Here is a 15,341-nt window from a genome sequence, read left to right as displayed (position 1 = left end):
CGATCCACCGGAGTGATCGATCGGGTGTTGCGGGTTCACAGCTCATGATGACGCGCCGGATTGGCGGATCATCTGACTGACCAGACGCAACAACTTCTTCGCATCGATGGGTTTGGACAGGTAGTCATTGCAACCAGCCTCCAAGCATTTATTCATGTCACCCTGCATTGCGTCAGCGGTCAAGGCGATGATCGGTGCCCGGTATCCGATCGCCCTCAGTTTTCTCGCCGTCGAATAGCCGTCCAACTTGGGCATCTGCATGTCCAGCAGGACCAAATCGGGGCAACTTCCGTTACCCAAGCAATCACTGACGTGCTCCACGGCCAACAGGCCATCCTCGCACTCGTCGACGACCGCCCCCGCACCGGTGAGAATACGCTTGCTAAGAAAACGGATCTCTCTACGATCGTCGACGACCAAGACCCGGCAGGAGAGTTCGATCGGAGATTCATCTTGCGTGGACGCAGCCCCTTCCGCGTCTGATTGGCTTCCGTCCTGTTGGTCCCAATCCGAAGCGTCGACTTGGCCGGTCGCCACGCTAACCGAAAACGTGCTGCCGACGCCTTCGGTACTCCGGACCGAAATGTCCCCGCCCAACATTTCAGCCAGTCGTTGGCTGATCGCCAGCCCCAACCCCGTGCCACCGAAATTACGGGTGACGCTGGTGTCTCCTTGGGCAAACGGATGAAACAGCCGACGGAGTTGTTGGTCGGGGATCCCGATTCCGGTGTCCGCCACATCAATGTGTAATTGCCGTTCGGCGGCGACGAACCGCACCCGAATCGTCACCCGGCCGTTGGGGGTAAACTTGATCGCGTTGCCGACCAGATTGATCAGAATCTGCTTCAGCCTCTTTGCGTCCGATCGAATCAATCGTGGCAGATTTCCGTCGTAGTCGACCTCCAGCGTCAATCCTCCTTCGACGGCGCGGACTTCCATGATACTGCGTACATCCTCGACCAGCCGATGCGGATCAAAACTCTCACGCTGCACATCCAACTTCCCGGCTTCGATCTTCGACAGGTCCAAAATGTCGTTGATGATTTCCAACAAGTAATCGCCGTTTCGACGAATCGTCTCGAGGTACTGTTTGGCCTCCTCGTGATCGATCAATTCCTTGAGCAGATCCGCATAACCCAAGATGGCAGTCATGGGCGTACGGATTTCGTGAGACATGTTCGCCAGAAACTCGCTTTTGGACGCATTGGCTTCGCGGGCGCGACGTTCACTCTCACGCATTGCATCGGCTTGCAGGTGCTCCTGTGTCGCATCCCAATTGACGCCGTACATGCTGACCACGCGCCCCGATTCGTCACACACCGTTTCCCCGACTCCCGCGACCCAGCGAATTTGGCCATCGGGGCGAACGATTCGAAATTCGCTGTCATACGTGTCGACGCCGTCGATCGCGTCCTGCCAGGACTGCTTGAGTGCATCGACGTCCTCGGGATGGACCAGAGAAAAGAACAGTTCGGAATTGGCTTCGCGTTCCGGATCGATCCCCAACAACTCGTACAGCTCACGTGTCCAAATACTTTGGGTCGGCGACCACTCCCACGCCGCCATTCCTCCGGCGCGAAGCGCCATTTCCATCCGTCGTGTTGCGGAACGCTGCTCCTGTTCGATTTTCACACGTTCGCGAATGTCCACGCCGGACGGGATCAGGTACTCGACCCTTCCCTCGGCGTCAAACACCGGCGCGATCATGAAATCGATCATCACACCCTCGCTGCCATGCGAAAACAGTGAGACATCGTAACGCACGACTTCGCCGTCGAGCGCGCGACGCATCGCGTCACGCATTTGCCGGGCGACTTCGGGGTCATAGTTCCACCAGGGCGCATCGGCAAAGTGCTTCCCGACCACCTCCTCCCGCTCCGTTCTGGCAATTTCCAACGATCGGTCATCGACTTCCAACAGGATGCCGTTGCGATCGATGACCCCGACCAGCCCGAGCTGGTTGTTGATCACGCGACGCAGGTGCGCTTCGCGATCGACCAATTCATTTTCCCAATGTTTCCGCTCGGTGACGTCGACCGCGACGCTGACCATCGACAGCGGCGTCCCATCGGCGGCACGCGTGATTCGCCCCCGACTGAGCGTCCACATCGTGGCGTGGTCGTTTCCGCGAATGATTCGGAACTCGACCTCGTGCGTCTCACAGTTCCCGCTGAATGCCGACCCGATCATCCGTTCTAACATCTGACGGTCTTCCGGATGGACGATCCGCAGAAAACCGGCTCGGCTCGGTTCCAGTTCTTCGGCCGTATACGCGAACATCTTGTACATCTGATCGGACCAGGTGATGTGATCCGATTGGATGTCCCATTCCCATAACCCCATCCCTCCGGAATCCAATGCCAACTGCAGACGCTGCTCGCGCTGAAAGACCGCCTTTTCGGCCGCCTTGCGATCACTGACGTCCACACCCGACGGAATCAGATGAGTGATTTGTCCGTCGGCATCTCGCACCGGGCTGATCATAAAATCGATCGTGGCGGTCGCGTGATCGCCCACGCGGACGACCGCATCGTAGCGTACGATCTCGCCGGCGACCGCCCGTTCAAACTCACGCTTCAACCGATCGGCCACCTCGTCATCGTAGTTCCACCAGTAACATTCCCAGAACTTCTTTCCGATCACATCTTCGCGTTCCACCCCGCCGGCCCGCAACGCTGTGGCATTGGCTTCGACCAGCGTTCCGTCCGGCTTGAGCACTCCCACCATACTCAATTGATGGTCGATGACGCGACGCAAATGCCCCTCCCGGTCGGCCAAGTCCAATTCCCTTCGTTTGCGTTCGGTGATATCAGCGATGACACCGAAAAAATCTTCCGCGACACCGTCGGCCGCCCGGACCAATCCCCGCGCTCGCAAATGCCGCATCTCTCCATCGGGCAATCTGACGGGATACTCTTCGTCGTAAACCTCGCCCGTTTTGATGGCACGTTCGATTGCCAACGAGACACGCTCGCGCGATGACTCGTCGACCCGCTGGATAAACTCCAACAACGCCGGTGTCGCATCTTCGTCAAACCCGAACAAACGATTCAGCGTCGGATTGGAAACCGGTTGGCCGGTCTGCATATCCCAACTCCACGGAGCGATATCGGCGACCTCCAGCGATAGCTCAAGACGCATCTTGGCTTCGGCAAGGATCCGTTCATCTCGCCGCCGTTCGGTGATGTCGAAAAAGGTCACGACACAACCGATAATTTCTCCGTCGCGAATCTTCGGATGCGACCAGTACTCGGCCTCGAATGACGTTCCGTCGGCGCGCCAGAAGACTTCGTCATCGATGTGCATCCGCTTGCCTTCGCGAATCGCACGGACGATCTTACATTCGTCTTTCGGATACCGGCTGCCATCACGACGTTTGTGATGAATCACCTCATGCATATCCTTGCCCAGCAAATCATCGGGCGAGTCGTATCCGAGCAGTCGCGCACAGGCGGTGTTGGCAAACGTGCAGATTCCATCACGGTCGGTGCCATAAATCCCTTCGGCGGTGGAACTCATCAACGCCGCCAATCGAGATTCGCGTTGCACGAGATCCGAGACATCGACAAAGGTCACGACGACACCGTCTGTAACGCCGGCGGCGGACCGGTACGGAAGGACACGGCGGATAAAGTGTTTTCCCGACTTCGCACGAACCGTGTGCTCGATCACATCAACCTCGTCCAGCGTCCCCGGTTCAGGCAACGGCGGCATCTGATCGACCGACGGAACGAATTGTTCGAGCGGTCGGCCGACGTCGGACGCCAACAACCCATAGATCTCCTTGATCGCCGGGGTGAACCGCCGAATCTTCAACTGTTTATCCAGGAACACCGTCGCGATTTGCGTACTGCGGAGCAGATTCTCCAAATCCGCGTTGGCACGTGCCAGCGCGTCGCTGCCGGCGCGGATTTGCTCTTTCGAACTCTCCAGTTCCTCATTGGCCGATTGCAACTCCTCGTTCATCGACAACAGTTCTTCGTTGGATGACTTCATCTCTTCATTGGCCGCTTCCATATCCTGCAGCGTTCGTTCCAAGTCACCACGCGTGGTTTCGAGCTCGCGTTCCATTTGAGAGATGACTGCGTCGGCATCGCGGTCTTCCTTGGACTCGGCATCGCCCGACCGATCCTGCGCCTCGCGGCGAATCGGTTCTCCGACATCCTGAAACACGACCAGAAACAATTCGCTGTTTTCGCCCAATTGCGGCATCGGCTGAACCGTCAGCATGACTCGCTGAATTAAACCGCCGTCGCGTATCGAGAGGTTTCGGTGTGTTACCTTGCGGCGAAACTTGGTCGCTTCATTGATGGCCGCCCGCATCCCGATCCGCAATCCCGGGCAAGCCATTTTGACAACGTGATTGTGAAAGTCGCCGCCCGCGACCGCCAAGTACTTCGACACTCCATCGGAAGCATTGAGCACTTGACCGGATTGATCGATCACGACGGCCTGCGGTGCAAACTCATCAAGAATGATCCGCTGACGCAATCCATTGAGATCGACGGTGTGGTCGGGTTGCGTCTCACCGCCGCGAACGGGCCTGACCTGACCTTTCCGCATCGTCAGCGCGTTGACCGGCCCCGTCGCCGCTTCCTTTCGCTGGGAAATACGAAACTGACTGTCCAACGCGTTGAACAACTCACCATGCGATGAAATCGTCTCGCTGGGACCTAAGAACAGAAATCCGGACGGACGCATCGCGTAGTGAAAAAGCGGAATCAGTTTTTCCTGTAAATGCGATCCCAGATAGATCAGCAGATTTCGACAGGCGATCAGGTCCTGTCGCGAGAACGGCGGATCGCTGATCAGGTTGTGTTTGGAGAACAGCACGCGACTGCGCAACTGCTTGGTGACTTGGTAGCCGTTGCGATGTTTGACGAAAAACCGCTTCAGACGCTCGGGGCTCACGTCGTCTTCGATCCCCGTCGCATACTTGCCCTCCCTCGCAACCTGCAACGCCCGCTCATCGATGTCGGTGGCAAAGATTTGGAACTCCGGCGGATCATCCATCCTATCGGCATGCTCGAGGCAAAGCATCGCCAAGGAGTATGCTTCTTCGCCCGTGCTGCAGCCTGCCACCCAGACGCGGACCGTCTCGTTTTCGGGTTTCCCATCGAAAATCTCTGGCAGCACGGTCGACGATATCGCATCGAACGCTTCAGGATCTCGAAAGAAAGCGGTGACGCCGATCAACAGCTCTCGAAACAGCGCCTCGGCCTCGTCATCGCTGGACTGCAATCGAGTCAGATACTCATCTGCGTCGGCAAGTTTCAGCAATTGGATCCGTCGCTGAATGCGGCGAGTCAGTGTGCTGGACTTGTAGTGCCGAAAATTGTGACCGGTCACCTTCAACAGGTGTTTGGTAATCAGCGGAATCGCCGCGCCGATCTGCTCGTGAAGACGCGCCAGATGGTCCTGTTTTCCCAGTTCCGCCACATGCTCCGCGTAACGCCGCAGTTCCGCGGCGATTTCGCTGGGGCGACCGACGTGATCGGCCGCTCCGATCGTTGCCGCACTGGTAGGCATACTGTCGTATTTGGCGGACGGAGGATCTTGGGCAAACGTCAGACCGCCGGCGTCCCGGATCGATTTCAACCCCACCGTTCCGTCGCTACCGGCGCCCGAGAGCACGACGCCGATCGCCTGACCGGCCTGGTCACCGGCCAAGGAATGAAAGAAATGGTCGATCGAAGTCAGTGGACTGTCTTCGCCGCCGAGTTCGATCGGACGCACCGCGCCGTTCTGAATCTCCAAATACATCCGAGCCGGTGCGACATAGACACAGCCGGGTTTCAGCTTGCAGCGTTCGGTGATCTCGACGACTTTCATCTTCGTCGACGTCTCAAGCAATTGACCGAGAAGTGACGGCTTGGAAGGTTCGCGGTGCTGAACGAACACCAACGATAACCTGCCGCAATCCCCGAGGTGCTGCAGTAATTCACCAAAGGCCTCCAGCCCACCGGCCGACGCGCCGACACCGACAATGAGCGGTCCGTCGACGATTTCATCATGATTGTTATTCATGCGCTACCCAGCCCCATCTCCCTAGCCGATCTTCCAGGCCAATCCCATCGGGAGGCAACCCGCCCCCCCGCGTCGATCGATTTTCGATCAAGAGCCAATGGAATCCGATTCAGCCTTGCAGGTCAATCACGCCTCTTCCAAATCGAGTCGGTCCACCGGGCCCTTCACGGATTCTCCCTTCCTAACAGATGCGTCGAATCCGGTCGTTACCCGTCAACGCAATTAGAGACGAATGCGACGGCTTCGTCTCGCGGATTTCCACAGAATTCCAGTCAAGGCTCGAACCAACGGAGGTTTTCCGCTGGCCACGCCTCACTTCTTCGGCCGTAGCGGGTGATCCGATTCCCCACGAAGCAATCGCCGAAGCTTAGGGGAGATGGTCGGACAGGCGTCGGGACTTTCCGGGACCGGAGCTTCCGGGACTGGAGCTTCCGGGACTGGAGCTTCCGGGACTGGAGCTTCCGGGACTGGAGCTTCCGGGACTGGAGCTTCCGGGACTGGAGCTTCCGGGACTGGAGCTTCCTCGCGTCCGCTTGCAGGAGACCAGAGTGGGGCACCGGAACTGTCCGGCTGGAGGCTCGCGACCACGTCGCGCAAGAGACCGTCTCGGTCCAGTGGTTTTGGGGAAAATCGAATTGCCCCCACCCTCTTTGTGATGGACTCAATCTCGTCGTCCTGCAAACTGCTGATCGCGATGACCGGGACACGCTTCAGATCTGCCCCGCCAGACTCGCGAATCGCCCGAATCAGATCCAAACCGCTCACACCGGGCATGTCGATGTCGGTGACGACCAAGTCGACCTTCTGATGCTGGATCAATCGCCACGCCTCCTCGGCTCCAGACGCAAGTGAGCAAGAGAATCCCCATTCGACAAACCATTGATGCAACAGCTTGCGATAGGCTCGGACGTCATCAACGATCACGCACCGCCGATTGGCATAAGAAGTAGTCAATGCATCAAACCACTATTTTCGATTGGTCCACCCCTGAAAGATGAAACGATGCTCCGGCCAGGGGCTGATAAAAACGGCCGCTACAAATCATCTTTGTAACGGCCGCTTAGAAACGCGACGATCGAGGCTTGGATTATTCGTCATCCTCAGGCAACGTGATATCCACGTCCGGCACCTTCACCTTGGCCTTCTCGGTGTCAACGTCCACGTCTACGTCCGGCACTTCGATCTCTTTCTCTTCCATTTCGACATCGACATCAGGGGCGTCGACATCGAATTCCGGGAGGTTCCCGGGATCTCCGGAAACTTCGACATCAACGTCCGGCAACCGGCCTTCCTCGGTTTGCTCGACGTCACAGCCAACGCTCGCGACCAGCAAGCCGACGGCACAGAACGACGCAAAAATTTGTTTCAACATGACATTCTCTTTCAAACGGGTGAGTCACGATGTCGACAGCGGTGACCCACGGAACGGTAGTACTCAGATCGTCGACAAATCGAAGTAATGCAACGGCTGTACCAATCGCAGCCGTGTCACAAAAACTTATTGGCTGTCGCTCCGCCAGCGGAGACCCGCACCGACTTCGCCTGCCCCGCTGGAACACTTGCGAGTCTTGACACGCTCTGCCTGCCTTTCACGGCAGTATCGAATTGCGTAGGTGAATTGAGCCATCGGCAGGATCACACCGTGCACGGTGCGAATGGTTGCGGGGTACATCTCTCTTTCTCCGAGTAGTGCTGATCAAAAACAATTTCGAGAAAGAAGGTGCAACCAACATGCCACTCGCGTCAAATCGCTGCACGCTTTTCAAACTGATTTGACACAGTCCGCATTGATCGATTGTCGACCAACAAAAAAACGCAGTCCCCGGACCAAACGTCCAACGACTGCGTTTTGAGTCAGCGTCCTTTCCTGGGGACCACTGGCGACTACGACGTCGTCGCGCGATCACTGCTAACCAATCGCCGCTCGACTCGGACCGCACCTTCTTCCGGCTCCAGCCCTCGGCCGTACACGGTCGCCCACGCCTGAGTGAACTCCGCCCCCAGCAAGAAAATCATCGACGAGTAGTACACCCACACCAGCAACACGGCCAGCGACGCCGCGGCGCTCCCCAACCGAGCGGCCGGATCGACGTTTTCAAAATAGATGCCCAATCCGTACCGGCCCAACGAAAACAGGGCCGCAGTCACGAACGCTCCGACCGCAACGTCTCGCCAAGCGATCTCTGCGTCCGGCATGAATTTGAACATCGCGGCGAAAATCACCATCGTGACGACGAAGATGACTCCGTAATTCAGAGCCGAAACGACCGTTTCTTCCAAACCGATCCAATGACCGATCTGTGAGCCGACCGCCGCCAGCACCGTACTGACGATCATCGAGACGAGCAGTAAAAATCCTAGCCCCAGAATCATCCCGAGCGATAGGATCCGCTTGACCACGAACGACTTCACCCCCCCTTGCTCAGGATCGGGCTGAACCCGCCAGACCAAGTTGAGCGACGCCTGAACGGCAGCGACTAAACCCGTTGCACCAAACAGAATGCCTCCCAGGCTGACGAGTGACTTCCACCACACGCCGCCCTGTTGCTGGTTATTTTCCAGGATCGATGTGATCTCGTCTGCTGCTGCGTGATTCCCGATCAACTGACCGGACTGATTTTCGATCAACTCTCTCGCCTTCTCCCTGGCGACGTCTGCGTCGTAGGCGAGGGTCATCGAGTACGTGACCACCGTCAACAGCAGGTACAGCAGCGGCGGCAACGCGAAAACCGTGTAATACGCCAACGCAGCTGCCAACGTCGTGCAGTTGTCCTTAGAGAACTGCGTGAAAGTGTTCTTGAGTAGTTTCATCGATGCACCTTCTCTCTGATATGCGGCTTCCCGTCGGCCGGACCGGATGCCCTACAGCATGCCCTACAGCGTGATCGCAAGGGCGTGAATGATCCCGACGATCCAGAATCCCAGCAGGGTCAAGACGATGTTCAGCCAGAATTGGCCCGACAGACCTCTCTGCGCGAAGACGGCTGCCGGAGGAAGCAGGATCGCGAGGATGATCATCAATAGTTTGTTTTGCGTCGCGACGGTGGACATCAGAGAACTCCCAAAGGTTCGTGGTGAAGTAAGACCGAGCGCTGCGATCGCCCGATTGTTCTGCCCATCCCAGGAGCAGCTAACGTGCCAAACTCTCGCAACACGTTGGGCGTCACACCTTCACAATGCCTCGATTTGCCGCCGGCATCAATGCAAGTGACGCAGGTGTGGTTACGGCCTGTTGACCTACAAGCCCCCAGCAGTAGCAAGGGGCGCAGCAAATCCCCTCGCCAGCGTTTCGGGCTCGTCCTGTGTTGTTCGTTCATCAAAAACGATTAACCAACAGGCCGGTGACTCGCACGGCCAAGCGACCGTCTCGAGCCGGACGTACGGGAGCTGTCTACTGGCCAGAAAGTTGAAGCAGCGTCGTCGGATCAACCGGGATAGTGATCCACGGTGACTGCTGCGACGAAGAGTCAGAGCGTGACACGAGACGCATTTTCGTCATCGAAACCAACACGGACAGCGGGGAGGACGGTGTCGTCGAAAAGAGACTGCCGGCACTGTTGACCCCGACCAACAGGTTGCCCATCGGCCCGAGTCGGTCTTCCAACCACGCGCGGTGAATCAGAATATCGGCATGACCGTTCAACGGCACTTCGGCCAGCTCCGCCACGACCGATCGTTCACCGTCCAGGTCGGCCGCAGACGCACCAAGCACGGCATAAAGGGTGTCGTCCGAAGACCAGAACTGCGGATGCTCATTCCCTAAGATCGACTTCAACCAACCCGGCATGCTGTTGAAGCTGATCGATCCGTCCAGCGCTGCGAGTTGCTGATCGACATGCCGCTGAAAATGTTCCGCGAGTCGATCGAGCGTACGGCGACGGCTGATCCGGAGCGTCTGCTCCCGTCTCTCCGCAACGCGTTTCGCGGCAACACGCTTGGTCATGCGAGAAAGCAATCGGCGGTGTGTCGAAATCCCTTCTGTCCGACTACTCGTTTCGCCGTTGATCTGAACGGGTTCGCGGCGCACGCCGTTCTCCAGATCGAATCGCAAAACGACCGACGCATCAAAGTCCGTCCAGCAGCGCGAGTGAATGATGACCGGACCGTTGTAACCGTTGGTCTTGCTGGAAACGCGCCCGGAAAAGTTGATTCGGATGGACGCCGATTCACGACAGGGCTCCAAGTCGGCGTCGATTCGCCCGACCGTGTTCGCCTTTCCAACGACATGCGTCCCCAACAACATCGTGTCGACGTCCATTTCCTCGTTGATCGACGCGCCGAGTTCCTGTTGGATCCACGATTCGGACACCCGAACGATCACACCGGGTTTCGGCTCGGGCGCATCAGCAACGACGATTCCTGCGCCAAACCAACTAAAGACGAACAGCAGCAGCGATTGGCTAACGATTCTCATAGATTCTCTCCGCAACATGCCCGGTCACAATCGCGTTAAAACTCACCGAAGACCGCCGCCTAAGCATTCGGAACACGTCCATGAATCCCCAGCGTTACCAGCAGAGACTCTCGTCTTGCGCGGCCGAGTGCGTGGCGGTTGGCTCGCTCGGTGGGACTCCAGTTTCGACGAATGACGTTGATTTGTTCATGGATCAAACGTTCGGTCACGTCAATCTCGTCATCTTGCAAAACAGTCGGCTCGGTGTAGTTGGCCATCGCTTCAGTCTCCCGCGCTAGAAGTAAGATTTCAATTTCGCCCAGAAGTTCGTCGGGAAGCAACGGCCGTGCCAATCATTTGTCACGAGCGGCCGAATTCTCAAAATCGCCAGGCGTGGACTGACACGCGATTTTTCCGCCAACAGCAAATGCCTAAGAGAAGTCGAGCGGGTAAAACACCCACGCGAACGCAACAACGGTGTAGATCACGATCGAAACCAGACATCCAAGCTCGGCCATCCAATGACGACGGCCGGCTAGGAATCCGACCATTGCGACACTGACCATCGCTGCTTTGAACACACGCAAGCCGATCGCCCCGTGCGCCGAAAGCAACCACTCGGCGATCGGATTCGCTTCATACAACACACCGGCCTGAAATGCCGACAGCGTCATTTCAAGGTCGTACCAATTGAGAAGGGCCAGGATCAATCCAAAGCTTAGAACCCGTGACGCCCGATCAAACTCCCGCGTGAGGCTTACAGCGGGCGCCGGATTTACGAACTCAATCTTCCTGTGTGTTGCTTGCACGACTGCTCCCCCAACGAGTACGAACGGTTCTGCTCGAACCGAACATCACATTGGGTCAAAGGCGCGTCGGCTGAAGCGATGTGTCGACCGACGCAGATACCATGCCAATTGTTTGAGCCCTCCTTACAACTCGACGAAGAGGAGATCTCCGGCTCAAAGCGCAAGGTTTCCGCGCAAGGCCCGGGCAAGGAAACATTCGCCTTGGTTCCTTCTCGCACAAATCAAGATGGCTACGACTGGGCCGTAGCGACGTCTGGTTGGTGAATCGACCATGCCCAGCAGCCACGAAACACCAGCCGTCCCGTTACCTTAGAATCGTCGCCCGATTCACCGGCGGTAAACACCCGACGCCGTGCGGCGCGAGGCGATCCGGGCGGCACCGATCACTGCACCCGACAAAGCCCCCCAAAGCAGTGCTTCTTTCCAACTCACCGTGTGCGAGGCCGGGTTTTTTGGCGGCGGCTGACCAACCGACTTGCGCCAGACGGCCTCCAACGCCTCTCGCATGACAAACGTGGACGCAGTCGCAGCGGCAAACGCGACCACCGCTTCGCTCTTGGTGATTCCCGGGTTTCTTTCCGGCGTGTCACCCAAGCCCGTCGCCTGGCCGAATTTGTCGCGCAGGTCTTCCAATGGTTGGTGGATCGTATCGTGCATCGTCTTAAAGACTCCTGTAAGAAGAATGGATTTCAGGGGCGAGTCGGATAACAGGGAACACTCGCGGCCCTCCCAATTGGCAGCTAATGCGAACACTGTGCCAACGGATCAACCAACCGCCCTCCCACCCGGTCTGCCAGCCGACTGACTTCAAAGCGATCAACGTGGCAGGTCACCGACCGACAAAGTGATCCGGGATGCGACTCGCCCGTCAACTGATTTCCGGACAACCCGAATGCAGTCCCCCCGCGTCAGGCCGTCGCGAGATCATCGGCCAACCACACCACGTTTTTGGCACATCGGTTGCGTCCGGGTGACCGAAAGTTATCTTTCCTCCGATCCCTCCCTACCGTTGACGCAGGGTATTGACAACATGTCGGTTGACACCAACCCGCCGCTGACCGACGAAATGGTCCAACGGCTTCAGGATTTGATCCAAGCGAATATCGATTCCGCGGAAGGCTACAATGACGCCGCAGCCCATCTCGGTGACAGCGAACTTTCCGATCACGTGGTTCAACTGAACCGACAACGACTCAAATTTGCGTCCGAGTTGCAAACCTTCGTCCAAGTCGGCGGTGTTCGCCCGGTGAAAGACGGTAGCTGGCTGGCTAAGTTGCACGGCAGCTGGCTAGATCTCAAGGCAAATTTGATCGGCCGGGACATAGCGGAGATTCTTCGCGACATCCGGCATGTCGAAAAGATGCTTGAAAATGCCTACGACGAAACACTGGCTCTGATGACACCGGCGACCTCAACCGAACTGGCCGATCGCCTCCGTCAGCATCTCGATTCCATCCGACGGGAGAGGGAACGAATCAGCGGTCAACCACCACACGAGCGACTGGACGACGAAAGTAGTTGAGATTCGGTTCGTCGACCCGGTCAATCTACACCAACCCCTGAAACGCAATGTCCCAAACCAAGCGCTGTGTGTTGTTCGTCATCGACGCGCTTTCAGAGCCCGTCGTTCGACGATTCCTCGATAAAGCTCGGCTTCCCGCTTTGGCCACGTTGCTCGAGCAAGGCGGCTCGCTTTTACCCTGCCTGTCGATCTTCCCTTCGATCACACCGGCGGCAACGTGTTCCATCGCAACCGGCGAGTACCCGCGTCGCCATGGAATCGAGGGCGCCTGCTGGCTGGATCCGAAGAATAACGATGCGGCTTATTTCGGCGACGACCTACGTTTGGCGCTCCAAGAAGGCCTGCACGAGTACCTGAAAGACTTCGGTGACCGACTCAATTTTGAACGGCTTCACGCGCCCCTGGTTTACGAACACCTTTTCGAACAGGGGATCGAGTCAGCCTGTCTCAATTACATGTGGTTTCGCGGTCCGCATGAACACGCTCGCTCCACTCCGTTGACGTTGCGAATGGCCGCGGGAAGCCTGAGCGAGACGGTTCGAGGACCGAAGTTTTTAAAACTCGGCGACTTCGTTCACGGACTTCCCGACGACGTTGAGGTTTCGGGGATGAAATCCGGCCTGCTGGGCCGTTACGGATTCCACGACGAAACCACGATCGCCTGCTTGATGGCGCTTGCCGAAGCCGACGCGCTACCGCAGTTTACGCTCGCTTACTTTCCGATCAATGATGATCGGGGGCATGAAGCCGGCTTGGAGGAAGCGGCGGCCACCTGCGTGGAGCGGTTCGACGAGTTCCTGGCCGACTTCGTCGAAACGATCGGAGGCTGGAGCAAAGTCGGAACCGAATACTCGTTCGTCATCGTCGGTGATCACGGGCAAGTCCAATGGGAAGATTCGCCCGACGTGCTCAAGTTGGACGATTTGCTGAGCGAATTCTCGATCGCAGAGACCGCGGCAGGCTTCGGGGATGATGACGAGTTGCTGATCTGTCCGAACATGCGAGCCGCTGCAATCTACTCCGCGACAGACAGCGAGGTGCTGCGCGACCGCGTGGTCCAGCAGCTACTTTCCCACGACGGAGTCGACCAAGTCATCTATCAAGAAGCTCCGGGCAACGCGGCGTCTCCTCTTGTCGTCCGCACCCGCGACCGCGGCCAACTGACGTTCTGCCGGGCCGACGAGAAGTCAACCTCATTCACACAGACCGGCGGCGACCGCTATGGGAATCAATGGTCGTTCCGCGGAGATCTAAGCGCATTGGACCTTCGCCTCGACAACGGCGAACTGCTTCATGACGGCTGCTATCCCAACGCTTTGGAACGGATCGAGGGCGCGTTCACGGGCGCCGCATCGCCCATTTGGGTCACCGCAGACCGACGATTCGAGTTTGCCATCGACGGAACCTCCACTCACGACGGCGGCAGCCATGGTTCCTTGCTGACCGAAGACTCCACCGCTGCGGTCATCACCAGCGACGACGTCTCGCTCGAGCGGCTCCCCGTCCCCGACGCCCCGCGGATCGTCGATGTGATGGACCTGTGTCTGTCCACCCTCGGCGCAACGCGAGGCGGCGAAGTCCGTGCCCCTGGTTTAGTCCGTCGGTGACTTTTCAATCGAGTGCGTCAACCACCGACAACGGTCTGTCGATCGATGGATTCAACCTGACCGACATTGACGGCATGACGGCTGCACTGGAGTCAAGGCGGTCAGTCGATCGACCAGACCAACAAGCTGATCTAATCCTTAATCCCGGTGCAGGATGAAAGTTAAAGTTTCTTGCCGCGTAGATGTCCGCACGTGTTCGTCCGTTTCGCTAAACATCGGCCCACATTCGGAACAGGTTGAATTGGCATTTCTCGGCCAGTTCCTTTGATTGATGTCTGCTTTCGGCGAGTTGGCTGGTGAGGACCGAAAGATCAAATAAGATCCTCCGCTGCTCGGCGCTCCGCACCATGCTTTGGACCCAGGTAACCGCAACCAGCCGTTCGCCCGCGGTCACGGGTTCCACGCGATGAAGCGTTGTTGCCGGATAGACGACCGCATCGCCCGCATTTCCTTTGACCGACAACGGCCCCGCATCGGACTCGATCACCAGTTGGCCCCCCTCGTACTGGTCTGGATCGTTCAAAAAGACGGTCACCGAAACGTCCGTTCGCAGTGGATGGCTGCGTCCCATCAGCGGGTTATCTAGATGTCGGCCGTAACTCATCCCCTCGCGGTAACAGGCGAACATTGGCGCCGCGATCACCTTGGGACGGGCGCTCAAGAGAAATGGTTGGCTTGTTTGCAGTGCACTGACAATCAGTTTTTCGGCCTCTCGGGCGTATTGCCATCCGCCCGATGCCTGGAGGTTTTGCTTGACCTCTCGGGCCGCTTTTCCTGCAGTCAGCTTCCCATCTTGAAACTCCGCCTCGCCAAGCCATCGTTGCATCTGACTCAATTGCTCCGAGTTGAGCACATTTCGGACATTAATCAGCATCTCGCTTCACTCCCAGCTTCATCAATCAACGTTTGACAGGATCGCCGCTTCCGGGACTTCGACGACACAGATCTCGCTCCGATCTGACGATCCCCGCAACCCCTGACAT

At 57.7% G+C, this 15,341-nt stretch carries 13 protein-coding genes; 2 read left to right on the top strand and 11 right to left on the bottom strand.

Going from position 1 to position 15,341, the window contains the following annotated elements; translation table 11 throughout:
• Positions 1-42: 42 nt before the first annotated feature.
• From Mal15_RS14415 to Mal15_RS14375, 10 genes are all read right to left on the bottom strand, one after another.
• Positions 43-6,027 carry a PAS domain S-box protein gene (locus Mal15_RS14415; protein ID WP_147868415.1) on the bottom strand — a complete coding sequence of 1,995 codons (5,985 nt, stop codon included), beginning with the start codon at positions 6,025-6,027 and terminating at the stop codon, positions 43-45.
• 312 nt (positions 6,028-6,339) lie between these two features.
• Positions 6,340-6,951, bottom strand: coding sequence for a response regulator (locus Mal15_RS35140; protein ID WP_390623531.1), 612 nt, complete (start codon positions 6,949-6,951; stop codon positions 6,340-6,342).
• Positions 6,952-7,114: 163 nt separating this feature from the next.
• On the bottom strand, positions 7,115-7,399 hold the full coding sequence (locus Mal15_RS14405; RefSeq protein WP_147868413.1) for a hypothetical protein: 285 nt from the start codon (positions 7,397-7,399) through the stop codon (positions 7,115-7,117).
• A 126-nt stretch (positions 7,400-7,525) separates the two neighbouring features.
• Positions 7,526-7,699 (bottom strand): hypothetical protein, encoded by a 174-nt coding sequence (locus Mal15_RS34080; RefSeq protein WP_167546818.1) that lies wholly within the window; start codon positions 7,697-7,699, stop codon positions 7,526-7,528.
• 212 nt (positions 7,700-7,911) lie between these two features.
• Positions 7,912-8,838: a YihY/virulence factor BrkB family protein gene (locus tag Mal15_RS14400; protein ID WP_147868412.1), complete on the bottom strand. Its 927-nt coding sequence runs from the start codon at positions 8,836-8,838 to the stop codon at positions 7,912-7,914.
• A gap of 63 nt (positions 8,839-8,901) precedes the next feature.
• Positions 8,902-9,078: a YqaE/Pmp3 family membrane protein gene (locus tag Mal15_RS14395; protein WP_147868411.1), complete on the bottom strand. Its 177-nt coding sequence runs from the start codon at positions 9,076-9,078 to the stop codon at positions 8,902-8,904.
• A 340-nt stretch (positions 9,079-9,418) separates the two neighbouring features.
• Positions 9,419-10,441 carry a hypothetical protein gene (locus tag Mal15_RS14390; RefSeq protein WP_147868410.1) on the bottom strand — a complete coding sequence of 341 codons (1,023 nt, stop codon included), beginning with the start codon at positions 10,439-10,441 and terminating at the stop codon, positions 9,419-9,421.
• Between the two features lie 59 nt (positions 10,442-10,500).
• Positions 10,501-10,761, bottom strand: coding sequence for a hypothetical protein (locus tag Mal15_RS14385; protein ID WP_147868409.1), 261 nt, complete (start codon positions 10,759-10,761; stop codon positions 10,501-10,503).
• Between the two features lie 90 nt (positions 10,762-10,851).
• A complete protein-coding gene (locus Mal15_RS34890; RefSeq protein WP_261344623.1) occupies positions 10,852-11,229 on the bottom strand; it encodes a DUF5658 family protein in 378 nt (125 codons plus the stop codon).
• 327 nt (positions 11,230-11,556) lie between these two features.
• Positions 11,557-11,886 carry a DUF4235 domain-containing protein gene (locus Mal15_RS14375; RefSeq protein ID WP_147868407.1) on the bottom strand — a complete coding sequence of 110 codons (330 nt, stop codon included), beginning with the start codon at positions 11,884-11,886 and terminating at the stop codon, positions 11,557-11,559.
• Positions 11,887-12,259: 373 nt separating this feature from the next.
• On the opposite strand from Mal15_RS14375, the gene Mal15_RS14370 reads away from it, so the two are divergent.
• Positions 12,260-12,751 (top strand): PA2169 family four-helix-bundle protein, encoded by a 492-nt coding sequence (locus Mal15_RS14370; RefSeq protein WP_167546817.1) that lies wholly within the window; start codon positions 12,260-12,262, stop codon positions 12,749-12,751.
• A gap of 47 nt (positions 12,752-12,798) precedes the next feature.
• The gene (locus tag Mal15_RS14365; protein ID WP_147868405.1) at positions 12,799-14,358 is read left to right on the top strand and encodes an alkaline phosphatase family protein; all 1,560 of its coding nucleotides are present in this window, start codon (positions 12,799-12,801) and stop codon (positions 14,356-14,358) included.
• Positions 14,359-14,566: 208 nt separating this feature from the next.
• Here Mal15_RS14365 and Mal15_RS14360 read toward each other — a convergent pair whose 3' ends face one another.
• Positions 14,567-15,232, bottom strand: coding sequence for a Fe2+-dependent dioxygenase (locus Mal15_RS14360; RefSeq protein WP_147868404.1), 666 nt, complete (start codon positions 15,230-15,232; stop codon positions 14,567-14,569).
• Positions 15,233-15,341: the final 109 nt, after the last annotated feature.

It is taken from the genome of Stieleria maiorica (genome assembly GCF_008035925.1).
Taxonomy (GTDB): domain Bacteria; phylum Planctomycetota; class Planctomycetia; order Pirellulales; family Pirellulaceae; genus Stieleria; species Stieleria maiorica.
The sequence above is the reverse complement of the archived record's forward strand: the minus strand, read 5'-3'. Positions and strand labels throughout refer to the sequence as shown.